Source organism: Arthrobacter sp. A5, from assembly GCF_051131705.1.
Classification (GTDB): domain Bacteria; phylum Actinomycetota; class Actinomycetes; order Actinomycetales; family Micrococcaceae; genus Arthrobacter_M.
The window spans coordinates 4,249,895-4,265,026 of sequence record NZ_CP180316.1 but is presented as its reverse complement, the minus strand read 5'-3'; the positions used below and the strand labels follow the sequence as shown (position 1 = coordinate 4,265,026).

Sequence of the window (15,132 nt, the reverse complement as noted above, 5' to 3'; positions counted from 1 at the left end):
CGCTTGGGCAGCCACGGCGGTAATGGCGACTGCGAGAACTTTTCGAATTCCTGCGTCCCCAACGAGCAGCTCTGGCCGCCATGGATAGTCGATGAGTTCGGCGGTGATGCACGAGTTCCGCGGCGTGCTGTGCTGTTTTGCCTTCCGCTCGGGCATTGGCTGCGATCTTCAGCCTTTTGGCCCGGCTTGCCCATGAAGGCCACGGCGAGCCGCACCTTGGCGAGGGTCATTTTGCCCGGATGGCAACGCCTACGAAAGAAGCCACAGAAGTCCTCACGGGCAAGATCCCGGAGGGCCATAAACTCCTCGCGATCCGCACGAACCGCTGACAGAGCATTAGCCCCCCGCAATGTCCCGCAGGATCTGCAGGTGTCCAGTCCAGGCCTCGCGTCCGTTCGCGGTCAAACTCGCCGAGGTTCGCGGCATCTTCCCGGCGAAAGTCTTCTTGATCTTTACGTAGCCGGCCTTTTCCAAGACGGACAGTTGTTTGCTGAGGACGGAATCGCTGACCTGGATGGCGTCACGGAGGTCCATGAAGTCCAAGGATTCCGCACGAGCCAGCGCTGCCATGATGGAAAAGCGGACCGGTGAGTGGACGAGCTCATTGAGCTTGTGACGGGGATGATCCGAGGCAGTGCTCATGCGCGCAGTTCGCGGAAGGCTGCGGCCAGGCCGATGCCGCCCAAGACGATGGCGGACGATATGTAGAACCACAGGTTGCCGTCGCGGAAGAGACTGACCCCCACACCCAATGCAACCCCGTACAGGGCGAAGTAGGCGGCCAGGGATGTCAGGAACCGCTTCGTGAACCCGACTTTGGTCGACCTCTGAAACATCGGCCAGATGCTTGCCGTCGCAACGGCCCAAACACCCACAGCCGCGGCCAGCAGCGGCGCGCCGTACCCGGTATGGGAAACGATCTGCATTCCGATCATCAGCATGGAACCCAGGATCGCCAGGCTGGTGAAAATTATGGCCACGGGCCAGGCCGCAGCGTTGGTCGATGCGGCCCCGATCGAATCGGCTTTGGCCAGAAGCGCCTGCGCCTGTGCCGGCGACGGGCTGCCCGTTGTCTCGTCCATTATGGGGCCTCTCCTTATTGGCGGCTGATTCCACGAGTATAGGAAAGTACTTTCCATTTAGTCAAGTACTTTCCGTAGAGCAACTGGACCGCCCGTGCGATGGCGTCCGCCAACCGCCGGGCGGACTACGGTCAAGCCTGGTGTGACCCTTGAGCCAGAGAGCTGGGTGGAGCTCTTCTCGATAACGAAGGATTTCAAGGATGGTTCGAATCGAGAATCGGCAGCCTGTGGTTTCCAACGATCGCTGTCGCATTTTTTTGCGAGGTTTGGGCGGCCGCCGCCCGTACCGAAGAAAACACCACGCCACGTCCAATTGTGAAGGGGCGGACATGCGCGCCCAGCGTCCTGGGCCAACCCCGCACATCTTGCATGTGTAGCAGACCGGACGGATTGCCGGGGGTGATTCGTGCCAGAAGAATAATGGTGTTCCGTCGTGGGATCGAGAGGGATTCGCACCAGTATGGTGGTTGTTAATGCCGATCTCTTCACCAAATCCATCCTCGGAGGGTTCGTGCAGCTGCTACCCGCCGGCCCATGGAAAGGTAACGACACCATGGTGATTTTTAGCCGCCCTCAACCGGGAACCCTGCCGATAACGTTAAAGCTTTTAGTGGCAATCCTGATTCCTTCCGCAATCGTGAGCGTGCTGGGAGGGTCCTCGGCCAGCATGGGATTTGGCCTGGCGATGGGCCTGGGGATGGCGGTCACTCCGGTGAGTCGACCGCGCCAGGCGGCGCTGCTGGTGGTCCTGGGCGCCGCACTTGGCGGGTTGGCGGCATGGGCCGGTTCAACGCCGTGGGCCATCGCGGTGCTTATGTTCATCTCTGCGGTCCTGTTTGCGGTCACCAACCAGCGCTCCGCCGGGCTGCTCTCGTTGACACCGATCATGGTGATCCTGTTTGGCCCGGGTCCTATCAACCTCAGCTGGTGGTCCGCGGCGTTGTGGATTCTTGCCGGTGGCGTGGTAGGTGCCTTCATCACCCGCATGCTGAAGTTCCAGGCTCCGACCCTGCCCGTGGAAAAGCGAACTGCCTGGGAGCACGGCATCGCGGTGGGCCTGTTGTGCGCGGCGATAATGTTCTGGAGCCTGACCAATAACATCCCCCATGGCTACTGGATCGCCGTAACCATACTGATGGCCTTGCGACCACTGCCCAACCAGCGCCGCGAGACCTTAAACGGGCGCCTCATCGGCACCTTCCTGGGGGCCGTGGTGGCCCTGCTGGTGGTGCTGTTCCTACCCGTGTGGGGCGCTGTCATCGTCGCCGTGCTGTGCCTGTTCTTCCTCGTCTGGTATTCCATGGGAGGGGCCTACCTGATGCAGGCGCTGGCTCTGACACCGATGCTGTTGATCTTCGCCTCTCTCGGCGACGTCGAGCGCGGTTTCGAGCTGACCCTTGAGCGAGTCATTTTCACGGTGATTGGAATTGCCGCGGCGGTGCTGATCGCCTTGCTGCTACGGCGCTGGGAATCCCGGCGTGAGGTCGTCTCCGGGTAAAACTTCAACACCGCCCCTGTGTGTCGTCACCCTGTAGCCTCGTCCTGCTCCGGGGCACATTGGTCCGCCCGGGCATTGCGCCTCGATTGCGGCGTGATACCGGGAGGTTACCGGACGAGGTGTTTGCCGGGCCGGTGTTCCGCTGGGCACCTCGCGGGTATATGCTGTCTATGCGACAGTAAATTCGACCCAAGGAGAAGAGCTTTTCTCATGCTTTTTGAGAACCAGGTAGCACTTGTCACTGCAGCCGGAGCCGGAATCGGCCGCGCCATTGCCCTGCACCTAGCCGCCGACGGTGCCTCGATCATCGTCTCAGACGTCAACGACGAGGCCGGCGCCGAAACAGTTTCGCTCATCGAGGCCGCCGGCGGACGCGCCGCCTACAAGCATGCCAATGTCGCCGAAGCGGACGAGGTCAACGCTCTGGTTCCCTTCGCAATCGAGAGCTTCGGCCGCTTGGACATGGCAGTGAACAACGCGGGTGTCGGGGCCATGCCCAAGCCCGTGCAGGAGATCACCGCCGCGGACTGGGACCGCACCATCAACGTGACCTTGCGCGGCACCTTTCTGGCCATGCAGACCCAGGTCGCCCACTTCCTGGAGCAGGGACGCGGTTCCATCGTGAACATCGCCTCGCTGGCAGGCATCAGTGCCACACCCCAACTGACTCCCTATGGAGCGGCAAAGCACGGGGTGGTTTCCTTGACCCGCAGCGTTGCCAAGGAAAACGCGGCACTGGGCATCCGCGTCAACGCGGTGGCGCCGGGCGCCATTGAAACCGCCGCGCTGGCTTCCCTGCCTCCCAAGGCCAAGGCCGGATACGCCGCAGAGATCCCGATGAAGCGCCTGGGACAGCCGGAGGACATCGCCAACGCAACCGCCTTCCTGCTTTCGGACCAGGCCGCCTTCATCACCGGCGTCGTGCTGCGTGTAGACGGCGGAACCGAGGCCTAGCCATGGCCGCAACGGAGCAGAATGCGGCGCTAATCCAGGTCCTGAACGGGATCTTGGCGCAATGGACGGCGCCGGACTTCACCACCGCGGTCGCCGCGCGCGAGGGCGTGGTGCTGGACCCGGGGGCCCTGACGCTGCTCACCATCCTGAACAACTCCGGTGCCCAGCGGCCCTCGGCGCTGGCCGAGCGGATGGTCACCGGAGCCTCCAACATCTCCAAGATCACCGCGCGCCTTCAACAGGCTGGACTCGTTGGTCGTTCCGGGGACCCGATGGATTCGCGGGCCTCGCTGATCGTGCTCACCCAGGCCGGGCAACGGGCAGGGGAGGCACTGCAGCGTTCGGGAAATTCCCTCATCGATGAGCTGCTGGAAGATTGGAACGCCGAGGACCGCAGCGACATGGTGCGTCTACTAACCCGGTTCGAGGTCGAAAGCAACCGCGTAGCCGCCACCTTGAGGGACGCCCACGGGCCGCCTACGTGCTCGTAGCCGCCACCTTGGGCGGCCTCATAAACCTACAGGATTATAAGACGCCGAGTATCCGATGTCGGCACTGTCGCGCCGGAAACGCTTGGTGAGTGCCGCCGTGGGGCCTTACAAACTGCCTGCCTTGACCCCGGACTGCCTTGACCCCGGACTGCCTTGACCCCGGACTGCCTTGACCCCGGACTGCCTTGACCCCGGACTGCCTTGACCCCGGACTGCCTGCCCCTGGACTGCCCCTAAACGTGCTGAACCGGCGGTGCTGAACCGGCTGTATTGAAGTATGTGCGGCAGCGACTAATCCCGCAGATGATCCACGAGAAGGTCCGCAATGCCGGTGTAGCCGCCGGGGGTGAGGGCCAACAGGCGCGCCTCGGCGTCCGCGGAAAGCCCCAGCCTGGAGACGAAGTCCTGCATGCGGGCGGCATTTATACGCTGCCCTCGGGTCAGGTCCTTGAGCCTTTCGTACGGGTTTTCCATCCCAGGGACGCCGGCGATCGCTTCCGCACGCATCACCATCTGGATCGCCTCGCCCAGCACCTCCCAGTTTTGGTCCAAATCGGCCGCCAGCACGTCCTCGGCGGTGTCCAGCCTGTCCAAGCCGCCCAGTACGTTGTTGATGGCCAGCAGTGAATGACCGAAGGCGACGCCGATGTTGCGCTGGCTGGAGGAATCGGTCAGGTCCCGCTGCCAGCGGCTGGTCACCAGCGTGGCCGCAAGGGTATCCAGCAGTGCGCTGGACATCTCCAGATTGGCCTCGGCGTTTTCAAAGCGGATCGGGTTGACTTTGTGCGGCATGGTCGAGGACCCGGTGGCGCCGGGAACAGGAACCTGGGCAAAGTAGCCGATGGAGATGTAACTCCAGACGTCCGTGCAGAGGTTGTGCAGAATGCGGTTGAAGCGGGCCATGTCGGAGTAAAGCTCGGCTTGCCAGTCGTGCGACTCGATCTGCGTCGTGAGCGGGTTCCAGGTCAGGCCCAGCCCTTCAATGAAACTGCGCGAGACCTGCTCCCAGTCCGCCGAGGGCACAGAGGCGTAGTGCGCGGCATAGGTCCCGGTGGCTCCGTTGATCTTGCCCAGATATTCAGTGTTTTCCACGCGCTTTAGCTGCCGGCCGAGTCGATGCGCCGTCACCGCGAGCTCCTTACCCAGCGTCGTTGGTGTGGCGGGCTGGCCGTGCGTACGGGAGAGCATGGGAACGGCGCGGTTCGTCTGCGCCATTTCCGTGATTTTGGCCACCAGTGCCCGGGCGGCCGGAAGCCAGACATTCTGCACGGCGCCCTTGATGCCCATTGCGTAGGAGAGGTTGTTGACGTCCTCGCTGGTGCAGCCGAAGTGAACCAGCGACGTGAGATTTTCGATTCCGATGCTCGGCAGCCTTCGCCCGAGGTAGTATTCCACCGCCTTCACATCATGGACCGTAACCTTTTCGATTTCGGCCAGTTCCGCCACAGAGCCGGCGTCGAACCCGGTCACGATGGCGCGCAGTTGAGCTTGCTGATCGGCGTCCAGCTCAACGGTTCCGGGCAGCACCCGGTGCGACGTGAGGTGGATCAGCCATTCGACCTCGACGGCCACCCGGTCCCGGTTCAGCGCAGCTTCGGAGAGGTAGTCCACCAGCGGTGCGACCGCCCGCTGGTACCGGCCATCGAGCGGGCCAAGCGGGATGCGCGCATCGGCGGCGGCTAAGGCCACCCGTCCGGAGGGTGTGCGGGTGGCAGATTCAGCGGCGGTAGCGGTTTCAGACATACCGCAATTCTTTCACGAAGTCCCGCAGCCCGACGGTTGGGCGGCTCCTTGCAGTGCATAAACCGGGATTTGAGGTGAACCCGTCCTGCACAGCCCTGCAAACGACGGAGTGGGGGCACCTTTCTGGTGGCCGCTCTGGTCGGTCAGCAGCTGCCGGTCTAGCGTCGTCAGCAGCAGACCGCGAGGCTGGTACAGGCAGCGGGCAGGGGGCGGCCGCTCAAACACGGCACGGCCGGACGAGGGGAAGGGGAAGGGGCAGGACTGATGGCGATGGCGGGGAAGGGGCAGGACTGATGACGACGGCGGGACGGCTCGCGCCGCGGGCCGATGACGTAGCGCGCCTGGCAGGTGACCTGTTCAGGGCGGCGGAAGATATGGACGGGCTGAGGTGCCGGGTGCATGGCGCCGGTCAGCTGCGCTGGCAATCGCCGGCCGCCACCGCGTTCCGGAACCTGCTGGCGGAGCGGGAGCGGCGGATGCAGGACGCCGCGGGCATGCTGCGGGACGGCGCGGAAATGCTGCACCGCTATGCGTCCCAGCTCTACGCGGAGGAGTCCGATGGCACAGCGGGACAGTCCGCACTGGGTAGTTTGGCTGGCTCTGGGATTTTAGCCGGCGGCGGCGTCTTGGCACCGGTGGGCAGGGCAGGGGCGGGCGGTCCGACGGGTTCCGGTCGCCTTACCTGGTCCGGTGCTTCGGGGCTGTTGCCGTGAACCGGCAGATCGGTGGCTGGCTGACGGATCCGCAGAATATTGCACCGGAAGGGCCTGTCGGCGGCCCAGTCCTGCCTGCACCGTCCGTAGCGCTGGCCGCCGTCCTAAGGGCGCCGGCCGGCAGTTATGCTCCGGCCAGCAGCTATACCGTGCGCGGAGGAGCAGGCTCGGTCAGCTACGTGCTCAGCGAGATGGTCCTGGCAAGTTCCGGGCTGCAGCGCGTTGCCGACGAACTGGCTGACGTGGAACGGACGGCAGCCGGCGCCCTAAATTATGCGGAGTGCGCGACACCCATCGTCGGTGCCCAACCTTTTGGCCTCATCCCGGTCCTCCGTGACGCTGCAGCAGATTGCCGTGAGTGCCGCGTTGAACTGCAGAAAACGGCCGACAATGCCCGGACCGCCGTAGTCCGCTATCAGGATGCGGAAAACCAGGCCATGGCGGGGCTGGAGTGGCAGAAGTCAGCTGACGCCCACATGGGCGGCCTGCTGCTTCGCGTCTTTGGGCTGCCGCTGGCCCCGTTTGTGGCCATGTACCAAGCCACCTCACTGGGGGTCGATGTGCAGAAACGAGGACTGCGGGACGTGACAGAGGACGTAATGGGGCATGTCCCCGATTACCTGGTCGGCCTGCTGGGTTTTCCGCCTGGGCTGCCGTCGCAGACCGCTTCCGGACCGGGCCGGACGGGGGTGCTGAAGCCGGCTGGTGTGGCCGCAGCGACCGGGCTGCGGCACTTCATGGACGCAGCCGGTCTATTCATGCTGGGAGACCTGCTGATGCGGCGGGTCCCACCGTCCGAATGGAATGCCGCCCAGCGTCCGGCACTCCGATTTCCGACGGGCCCGGGTTCGACCAACCAGGGACCGGTACCCCGGCCGTCGGAGAGGCAGGGTGCAGAGCGGGGGACCGGCGCCCAAGCCGACTTCGTCCTCGGCACCATGGCTCCCACGCTGCACGACGCACTGGCCGGTTCTCAGGACGCTTACTCGGTGGCGCCCGCGGCCATCGTGATCAAGCGGATCGACCGCGGCGACGGCTCCGTGGCGTGGATAGCCGATCTTCCCGGGACGGAGCAGTGGTGGCCGCTGGACAGTGCCAATCCCTGGGACGTGGAAGGGGATGTGGAAGCAATGACGTCGGCCCAGCGGGCAAAATTTGCACAACATCAGATCCTGGTCCAGGAGTGGGTCAAGAGTGCGCTCCGGGATGCCGGCGCCATGCCCGGGGAAGGAGTCATGATCAACGGCCATAGTGGCGGCGGAATCCACGCGGCAGCCATGGCCTCCGACCCGGCGTTCCTCGCTGAGGTTAACGTGCGGATCCTCAATATAGCCGGCGCCCCCGCGGCCAATCAGAACGTGCAGCCGGGGATCAAGGTGCTGGCTTTGGAAAATGTCGACGATGTAGTCCCGGCTCTGGACTTGGCGGCGGCGCCTGAGTCCGCCGATTGGGTCACCGTTACCACCGACCGGCGGCGGGCTAACACATGGCTGGATCCGGGGAAGTTAGTCACTGGCGCGCACAGTCTGGATTCTTATCTGGATGACGCGGAACAACTGGATGGAAGCCTGAACGTCTCGGTGCTGGCGCACAAGGAGGCGCTGCTGGAATTCCTGGGTCCGGCGGCGCTGACCGGAGCAGTCAGCTACCGCAAATTCGTCTACCAGGGCACAGACAAAAACAGGCAGAAAACGCAAGGCGAAAAGACAAAAGACGCAGGGTGAAGACGCCGTCTAGCTGCGCCTGCTGACCCGGCTCCCGTTGATGCCGGTGAGGGAGATGGCGATCATCGAAACAACGCTGATCACGATCGCCGCCAGCACGGCGGTCCACAGGAAGGTGTCGATGGTGAAGCGAACGGGCGTGTAACGGCTCAGCCAGGAGGTCAGCCACAACATGGAGGCATTGATAATGACGGTGAACAGACCCAAAGTGATAAAGGTGATGGGTAGGGACAGCAGTTTCACAATTGGCTTGACGAGGGCGTTGACCACGCCGCAAATCAGCCCAATGGCGACGAAGGCCAGTACGGCGCCTGCGGTGCTGTTGCCCGGCATTAGCCCGCCCGCGCCGCTGGAGGAGATCTGCAGGCCAGGCAGGAGTGCGCTGGCGATCCAGAGCGCCAGCGCGTTGACCAGGACACGGACAATGAATTTACCCATGCGCCATAATCCCATACCTGCCAGACATGGGCACGGGCCAGCGGCATTAAGCTGTAACCATGACAACTGAGAACCCCACCGCTGCTGCTGTGGTTCACCCCCGCTCCGTCGTGGGCACCCTGCCCCGGTATACCGCAGGCAAACCGCCCATCGTCGTCGAAGGACTGCAGAGCTTCAAGCTTTCGTCGAATGAAAATCCCCTGGGACCCGTTCCGGCCGTGCTCGATGCCGTGCGTTCGCTCGCGGACATCAATAGGTATCCGGACTCGCTGAGCACCAAGCTGCGCACTGCTCTGGGGAAGTTCCTTGACGTGGCCGCCGAGGATATTGTCACGGGTGCCGGCAGCCTGGGTGCCCTGAACCAGCTGCTGTCCGCGTTTGCGGGCCAGAACGAGGACGGCCGCCCGGACGAGGTCATTTACGCGTGGCGGTCTTTCGAGGCATACCCGATCTGCGTGGGACTGGCCGGGGCCCAGAGCATCATGGTCCCGCTCAAAGCGGATGGTACCCATGACCTGGACGCCATGGCGGCTGCCGTTACCGACCGCACCCGGGTGATCCTGCTGTGCACGCCGAACAACCCGACGGGACCGGTGCTGTTCACCGAGGAAGTGGAGCGGTTCATCGGCTCCGTCCCGGCCGATGTCGTGATCGTCATCGACGAGGCGTATATGGAGTTCGTCCGCGCTGAGGATGCCGTGGACGGCGTTGCCATGTACCGCAAATACCCCAACGTGGTGGTCCTGCGGACCTTTTCCAAGGCGCACGGGCTGGCCGGGCTTCGGGTCGGGTACTCTGTGTCCCGGCCCGAACTGACCCGGTATCTGCGGGTGACGGCCACGCCCTTCGCCGTGTCTTCGCTGGCTGAGCACGCCGCCGTCGTGTCCTTGCAGTACTACGAGCAGGTTGTAGAAAGGGTACAAAGTCTCGTGGATGAACGGAACCGTGTGACGGCCGGCCTCAGGGCCTTGGGCTGGGACATTCCCGATGCGCAGGGAAACTTTGTCTGGCTCAACTTGGGGGAGAGCAGCACCGGGTTTGCCGCCCTCGCCGGGCAGCGGGGGCTGTCCGTCCGGGCCTTCGGCGACGAGGGCGTGCGGGTCAGCATCGGCGAGACCGAAGCCAATACCCGCTTTCTGGAACTCTGTGTGGAGTATACAAAAGCGCCGCAGGGTTCCTAGCGCTTAATAAACGTCAGCAGGGCCGGCCTGCCGCTACAGTTGAATCCGGAAATAGATGAATATATGCGTCTGCGGGAAGCATTCCGGAAGACGTATGTCTTCCCACTGATGAACCGATGTTGCAGATGCGGCAGGCGAGGAGACGGTATGGGCGCCGCCCAGCTACCCACCACCGAGTTTGAGGATGCCGGACTTGATGAGCCCGGGGAGTCCTTGGAAGCAGCCCAGGCGGCGGAAACGGCCGCCCCCGAGGACGACATGGTCCAGCTGCTGGGCCCGGACGGAACACTCCGGCACGACGCTACCTTCAGCCCCTTCCTGGAGCGTCTGACTCCCGAGAAGCTGCGGGGGTTTTACCGCGACATGGCCACCATCCGCCGGTTTGATCAGGAGGCCACAGCCCTCCAACGTCAGGGCGAGCTTGCCCTCTGGGTGCCGCTGACCGGCCAGGAAGCGGCCCAGATCGGTTCCGGGCGGGCCACGCAACCGCAGGACTATATTTTCCCCACCTACCGTGAGCACGGCGTGGCGCTGACCCGCGGCGTCGATCTGTCCCAGCTGCTGAAGCTTTTCCGGGGCATTTCCAACGGCGGTTGGAACCCCAAGGACAACAATTTTCACTTGTACACCCTGGTCCTCGCCGTGCAGACCCTGCACGCGGTGGGTTACGCAATGGGGATCCAGCGTGATTTGGCGGCCGATCCGGAAACCGAGCCTGCCGCCGCCGTCGCCTATTTCGGTGACGGTGCCAGCTCCGAGGGCGACGTGCACGAATCGATGGTTTTCGCCGCCTCCTACAACGCCCCCGTTGTCTTCTTCTGCCAGAACAACCACTGGGCCATATCCGTTCCCTTTGAGGTCCAGTCGCGGGTCCCGCTGGTGAACCGGGCCGGCGGCTATGGGTTTCCCGGTATCCGGGTGGACGGCAATGACGTCCTCGCGGTGCACGCCGTCTCGGAATGGGCGCTGGAGCACGCGCGCTCGGGCCAGGGACCGGTGTTGATCGAGGCGTACACCTACCGCGTCGGCGCCCACACCACGGCCGATGACCCCACCAAGTACCGGCCGGCGGCTGAGGAGGACAAGTGGCGCGCCAAGGACCCGCTGATCCGGCTGGAAACATATCTGCGCGCACAAAACCTTGCCGACGATGCGTTCTTCGCGTCCATAAAGAACGACGGCGACGAGCTGGCCGCCTATGTCCGCAAGACAACGCTGGCCATGACCGTCCCGGACATCCGCTCCTCCTTTGCCAACGTGTATGCGCAGGCTCACCCGCTGGTGGCCGAGGAACTGGCTTGGTTTGAGAATTACGAGGCCTCCTTTGCCGACCAGGGCGCGGGCACTGTCGCCGGGAGCACGACCGAAAACGGTGCAGCATGACCACGATGACCATCGCGAAGGCCATCAACGAAGGCCTCCGCGCCACGCTGGCCGCCAATCCGAAGACGCTGATCATGGGCGAGGACATCGGTGCACTCGGTGGCGTGTACCGGGTCACGGAAGGATTGAAGGCCGAATTTGGTGCGAACCGGGTGATGGATACACCGCTGGCCGAGTCCGGTATTATCGGCACCGCGATCGGGATGGCGCTGCGTGGCTACAGCCCCATCTGTGAGATCCAGTTCGACGGTTTCGTTTTTCCCGGCTTTAATCAGATCACCACCCAGCTGGCTAAGATCCACACCCGCAGCAGTGGTCAGCTGAGCGCGCCGGTGGTCATCCGCATTCCCTACGGCGGCGGGATCGGGTCCATTGAGCACCACTCCGAGTCCCCGGAGGCTCTCTTCGCCCACACCGCCGGTCTGCGGATTATTTCACCCTCGAATGCCCATGATGCGTACTGGATGATCCAACAGGCCGTGGCGTGTCCGGACCCGGTCATTGTCTTTGAGCCCAAGCGACGGTACTGGCTCAAGGGCGATGTGAATACGGAATCGCCGGGGCTTGATGCATTCCAGGCCCAGGTGCTGCGCGCCGGAACGGACGCCACGGTGGTCGCGTACGGGCCGCTCGTTCCCGTGGCGCTGGCCGCCGCGGATACCGCGGCGGAGGAAGGGCACAGCGTGGAGGTCATTGACCTGCGGTCCATTTCCCCGATCGATTTTGACGCCGTAACGGCGTCAGTGGAGAAGACCGGGCGGCTGATCATTGCACACGAAGCGCCCACCTTCGGGGGCCTCGGCGGGGAGATAGCGGCCCGCATCAGTGAGCGTTGTTTTTATGCGCTGGAGGCGCCGGCTCTCCGAGTGGGTGGGTTCCACATGGCCTACCCGGTAGCCCGTGTGGAGGAGCATTACCTGCCGGACATTGACCGGATTCTAGAGGCGCTCGACCGCGCCCTGGCGTACTAAGGAAGGCCACCGATGTCCGCACTGAATACGTTCAATCTGCCCGATGTCGGCGAAGGCCTGACCGAGGCGGAAATCGTCTCGTGGAAGGTCAAGCTTGGCGATATCGTTGCCATTAACGATGTGCTCGTCGAGATTGAAACCGCCAAGTCCATTGTTGAGCTGCCCTCGCCCTACGCCGGGCTCGTCGCCCAGTTGCTGGTCGAGGAGGGGCAGACAGTGGACGTCGGCACCGCGATCATCAGAATTGGCGCCGCAGCGGAAGCGGCCGGTGCGATCCCCATGTATAGCGCTCGGGCGGCAGATGTGGAGCGGGCGCCCGAAGGGAAGCCGCTGGTTGGTTCAGGACCCAAAGCCGACGCGGTCAAGCGCCGGCCGCGGCGCACGGCAACTCCGTCCGTCCCAACGGCGGCTCCGTCCGTCCCAACGGCGGCTCCGTCCGTCCCAACGGCGGCTCCGTCCGTCACCATGGCGGCTCCCGCGGTGGCGACGGGCACGGACTCCTTAGTGACGCCGTCGTCCGTTCCATCCTTCGGACCTGCCGCAATCGGGACCAGGGACGGCCGCGTGCTGGCCAAGCCTCCGGTCCGCAAGGCAGCCAAGGATCTCGGGATCAATCTGGCCGATGTATCCCCGACGGGGCCGCGCGGGGAGGTCACGAAAAAGGATCTACTCAGTTACCAGGACCAACGGACCGCGGAACGGGACGACGCGGGGAGCTTCTGGCAGCCCATCAGGGCCAGCGGGCTGGGCGCTGCCGCGGATCAGCGCGTCTCCCGGATTCAGGTCAGGGGCGTGCGGAAGGCGACGGCGAGGGCGATGGTGGAGAGTGCCTTTAGCGCCCCGCACGTGAGCATTTTTGTGGATGTCGATGCCAGCCGCACAATGGAATTTGTCAAGCGGTTGAAGAATTCACGGGATTTTGAGGGCATCAAGGTTTCGCCGCTGCTGATTCTGTCCAAGGCCGTGATCTGGGCGGCGGCGCGCAATCCGTCGGTCAATGCGACCTGGACCGGGGATGAGATTATCGTCAAGCACTTCATGAATCTTGGCATCGCCGCCGCCACGCCGCGCGGGCTGCTGGTGCCGAACATCAAGGATGCGCAGGATTTGTCGCTCAAGGAGCTGGCCGTTGCCATCAATGAGTTGGCCAGCACCGCGCGCGCGGGCAGGACGCAGCCGGCGCAGATGGCGGGCGGCTCGCTGACCATCACAAATATTGGCGCCCTGGGCATTGACACGGGTACCCCGATCATCAATCCGGGCGAGGTGGCGATCGTCGCATTCGGCACGATTAAGCAAAAGCCATGGGTGCTCGACGGCGAGGTGCTGCCGCGCTGGATCACCACGCTGGGCGGTTCCTTCGACCACCGCGTGGTCGACGGCGATCTATCTGCCCGCTTTATGGCGGACGTGGCATCAATCCTGGAAGAGCCGGCGCTGCTCCTTGACTGATCATCTGAGGCGCGCGTTTGTGGCCAATCCACGGAACGGCCACTAATGGGTACCTCAGATGAGGTTAATGGTGACGGTCGACGGCGGCACGCAGCACCGGGGCGAGCCGGCGGACACCTTCCCAGATGTTTTCCGGCGTAGCGGAGCTGAAGGCGAGCCGCAGAGTGTTGCTGGGCCCTGTGACCGAGGTGAAGGCAGCTCCCGGCACAAACACCACGCCGGCGTCGATCCCCTTGCGCAGCAGCGGATAGGTATCCACGTGCTCGGGGACTGTCAGCCAGATAAAGAAGCCGCCCGCCGGAGCGGTCCACCGGATCCCCGCGGGCATGAGCTCGGTCAGCGCCGCGAGCATGGCTTCGCAGCGTTCCTGGTAGAGCGCTCGGTAGGTGCGGATCTGCCCCATCCAGTCAAAGTCCCGCAGATATGTCGACACGAGCATCTGGTTGAACGTCGGTGGGCAAAGCGTGACAGCTTCGCTGGCGAGGTAGAAACGCTGCTTCAGATGTGCGGGGACCAGCGCCCAGCCGATTCGCAGACCAGGGGCAAAAATCTTGGAAAAGGAGCCCAAATACAGCACTTCGCGCGCATTCCCCGCCCGTAGCGGTGACGCGAGTTCGCCATCGAACTTCAGCAGACCGTACGGGTTATCCTCCAGCACCAGAACATTCGCTTCACGGCATATATCAACGATTTCCTGCCGTCGACTGCGGGAAAGCGTTACGCCGGAGGGGTTGCTGAAGTTGGGAATCGTATACAGCATCTTGACTGTTTTGCCCGCGGAGCGCAGTTCGGCGATGCGGCGCCGGAGCTCTGATGGCACTAGGCCGTCGTCGTCGACCAGGACGGGCTGCACATCGATCTGGTACGTCTCAAACGTGTTCAGCGCACCCACGTAGGTCGGATCCTCAATCAGCACGACGTCCCCGGGATTGCAGAACACCTTGGCCGCGATATCCTGGGCGGACTGGGAACCGGCCGTGATGACAACGTTCTCCGGATCCGCATCTGTGATGCCCTCGGCGGCCATCACCATGCAGATCTGCCGCCGGAGTTCCAGTGTCCCCTGGCCGCCTCCGTACTGCAGCGCCTCCAACCCCTGCTCGGCGATGATGGCTGCCGCAGCCTGTCCCAGCTTTTCCAGCGGCAGGGACTGCAGATACGGATTGCCGCCGGCCAGGGACACGAGGCCGGGCTGCATGGAGATTTCAAAGACATCCCGAACCGCGGACTGCTTGATATTTGCGGCGCGGTCGGAGAAGAGCGACTCATGTGGGTGGACGGTTCCGGAGCTTTGCGCTTCGGCCCGTAAGAGGGCCTCTTCGGTTTCGGCGGGGAGCGGCTCTGCGGCATCGGTGGCGCGCGCTGTTTTGTAGGTCACAGACCAAGGATAGCCCCATTGTTGCTAAAGAGGCATCAAATGTTTTCTGGTCGTCTCCGATTGGCCGGCCGCTGCGACCGTGACTGCCGTCCGTAACTGTTCCTGCTGCTCGCCACCGCGTCTG

General features: G+C 63.8%; 14 protein-coding genes. 9 read left to right on the top strand and 5 right to left on the bottom strand.

What is annotated here, in order from left to right; genetic code table 11:
* Positions 1-336: 336 nt before the first annotated feature.
* Together ACLLJI_RS20305 and ACLLJI_RS20300 are read right to left on the bottom strand one after the other, a co-directional pair.
* Positions 337-642, bottom strand: coding sequence for a winged helix-turn-helix domain-containing protein (locus ACLLJI_RS20305; RefSeq protein WP_434616231.1), 306 nt, complete (start codon positions 640-642; stop codon positions 337-339).
* On the bottom strand, positions 639-1,082 hold the full coding sequence (locus ACLLJI_RS20300) for a hypothetical protein (RefSeq protein ID WP_434616228.1): 444 nt from the start codon (positions 1,080-1,082) through the stop codon (positions 639-641). Before ACLLJI_RS20300 ends, ACLLJI_RS20305 begins: the two co-directional genes overlap by 4 nt.
* A gap of 610 nt (positions 1,083-1,692) precedes the next feature.
* Here ACLLJI_RS20300 and ACLLJI_RS20295 point away from each other — a divergent pair.
* The 3 genes from ACLLJI_RS20295 to ACLLJI_RS20285 all read left to right on the top strand — a co-directional run bounded on the left by ACLLJI_RS20295 (position 1,693) and on the right by ACLLJI_RS20285 (position 4,025).
* Positions 1,693-2,580 (top strand): FUSC family protein, encoded by an 888-nt coding sequence (locus ACLLJI_RS20295; RefSeq protein ID WP_434616225.1) that lies wholly within the window; start codon positions 1,693-1,695, stop codon positions 2,578-2,580.
* A gap of 210 nt (positions 2,581-2,790) precedes the next feature.
* Entirely contained in the window at positions 2,791-3,534 is a 744-nt protein-coding gene (locus ACLLJI_RS20290) for an SDR family NAD(P)-dependent oxidoreductase (RefSeq protein ID WP_434616222.1), read from the top strand.
* Between the two features lie 2 nt (positions 3,535-3,536).
* A complete protein-coding gene (locus ACLLJI_RS20285) occupies positions 3,537-4,025 on the top strand; it encodes a MarR family winged helix-turn-helix transcriptional regulator (RefSeq protein WP_434616219.1) in 489 nt (162 codons plus the stop codon).
* Positions 4,026-4,316: 291 nt separating this feature from the next.
* On the opposite strand, the gene purB is transcribed toward ACLLJI_RS20285, so the two are convergent.
* A complete protein-coding gene (purB, locus tag ACLLJI_RS20280; protein ID WP_434616216.1) occupies positions 4,317-5,768 on the bottom strand; it encodes an adenylosuccinate lyase in 1,452 nt (483 codons plus the stop codon).
* Between the two features lie 293 nt (positions 5,769-6,061).
* Here purB and ACLLJI_RS20275 point away from each other — a divergent pair, with 293 nt between their 5' ends.
* Entirely contained in the window at positions 6,062-6,481 is a 420-nt protein-coding gene (locus tag ACLLJI_RS20275) for a hypothetical protein (RefSeq protein ID WP_434616213.1), read from the top strand.
* Positions 6,478-8,205: a hypothetical protein gene (locus tag ACLLJI_RS20270; RefSeq protein WP_434616210.1), complete on the top strand. Its 1,728-nt coding sequence runs from the start codon at positions 6,478-6,480 to the stop codon at positions 8,203-8,205. The genes ACLLJI_RS20275 and ACLLJI_RS20270 overlap by 4 nt, the downstream gene beginning before the upstream one ends.
* Positions 8,206-8,214: 9 nt before the next feature.
* On the opposite strand, the gene ACLLJI_RS20265 is transcribed toward ACLLJI_RS20270, so the two are convergent.
* Complete coding sequence (locus tag ACLLJI_RS20265) at positions 8,215-8,643, bottom strand: phage holin family protein (RefSeq protein ID WP_434616207.1); 429 nt, start codon at positions 8,641-8,643, stop codon at positions 8,215-8,217.
* A 59-nt stretch (positions 8,644-8,702) separates the two neighbouring features.
* Here ACLLJI_RS20265 and ACLLJI_RS20260 point away from each other — a divergent pair, with 59 nt between their 5' ends.
* From ACLLJI_RS20260 to ACLLJI_RS20245, 4 genes are all read left to right on the top strand, one after another.
* On the top strand, positions 8,703-9,824 hold the full coding sequence (locus ACLLJI_RS20260) for a histidinol-phosphate transaminase (protein WP_434616205.1): 1,122 nt from the start codon (positions 8,703-8,705) through the stop codon (positions 9,822-9,824).
* 147 nt (positions 9,825-9,971) lie between these two features.
* The gene (gene pdhA, locus ACLLJI_RS20255) at positions 9,972-11,207 is read left to right on the top strand and encodes a pyruvate dehydrogenase (acetyl-transferring) E1 component subunit alpha (RefSeq protein WP_434616202.1); all 1,236 of its coding nucleotides are present in this window, start codon (positions 9,972-9,974) and stop codon (positions 11,205-11,207) included.
* Positions 11,204-12,178: an alpha-ketoacid dehydrogenase subunit beta gene (locus ACLLJI_RS20250; protein WP_434616199.1), complete on the top strand. Its 975-nt coding sequence runs from the start codon at positions 11,204-11,206 to the stop codon at positions 12,176-12,178. Before pdhA ends, ACLLJI_RS20250 begins: the two co-directional genes overlap by 4 nt.
* Positions 12,179-12,190: 12 nt before the next feature.
* A complete protein-coding gene (locus ACLLJI_RS20245) occupies positions 12,191-13,630 on the top strand; it encodes a dihydrolipoamide acetyltransferase family protein (protein WP_434616196.1) in 1,440 nt (479 codons plus the stop codon).
* Between the two features lie 64 nt (positions 13,631-13,694).
* Here the strand turns inward: ACLLJI_RS20245 and ACLLJI_RS20240 are convergent, their stop codons facing one another.
* Positions 13,695-15,008 (bottom strand): PLP-dependent aminotransferase family protein, encoded by a 1,314-nt coding sequence (locus tag ACLLJI_RS20240; RefSeq protein ID WP_434616193.1) that lies wholly within the window; start codon positions 15,006-15,008, stop codon positions 13,695-13,697.
* Positions 15,009-15,132 lie beyond the last annotated feature (124 nt).

Excerpts from the sequence above, each read along its gene's own strand:
- ACLLJI_RS20245 (WP_434616196.1), top strand. The coding sequence starts at position 12,191 with ATGTCCGCACTGAATACGTTCAATCTGCCCGATGTCGGCGAAGGCCTG.
- ACLLJI_RS20300 (WP_434616228.1), bottom strand. The coding sequence starts at position 1,082 with ATGGACGAGACAACGGGCAGCCCGTCGCCGGCACAGGCGCAGGCGCTT.
- pdhA (WP_434616202.1), top strand. The coding sequence starts at position 9,972 with ATGGGCGCCGCCCAGCTACCCACCACCGAGTTTGAGGATGCCGGACTT.
- ACLLJI_RS20305 (WP_434616231.1), bottom strand. The coding sequence starts at position 642 with ATGAGCACTGCCTCGGATCATCCCCGTCACAAGCTCAATGAGCTCGTC.
- ACLLJI_RS20275 (WP_434616213.1), top strand. The coding sequence starts at position 6,062 with ATGACGACGGCGGGACGGCTCGCGCCGCGGGCCGATGACGTAGCGCGC.
- ACLLJI_RS20285 (WP_434616219.1), top strand. The coding sequence starts at position 3,537 with ATGGCCGCAACGGAGCAGAATGCGGCGCTAATCCAGGTCCTGAACGGG.
- ACLLJI_RS20260 (WP_434616205.1), top strand. The coding sequence starts at position 8,703 with ATGACAACTGAGAACCCCACCGCTGCTGCTGTGGTTCACCCCCGCTCC.
- purB (WP_434616216.1), bottom strand. The coding sequence starts at position 5,768 with ATGTCTGAAACCGCTACCGCCGCTGAATCTGCCACCCGCACACCCTCC.
- ACLLJI_RS20250 (WP_434616199.1), top strand. The coding sequence starts at position 11,204 with ATGACCACGATGACCATCGCGAAGGCCATCAACGAAGGCCTCCGCGCC.
- ACLLJI_RS20290 (WP_434616222.1), top strand. The coding sequence starts at position 2,791 with ATGCTTTTTGAGAACCAGGTAGCACTTGTCACTGCAGCCGGAGCCGGA.
- ACLLJI_RS20265 (WP_434616207.1), bottom strand. The coding sequence starts at position 8,643 with ATGGGTAAATTCATTGTCCGTGTCCTGGTCAACGCGCTGGCGCTCTGG.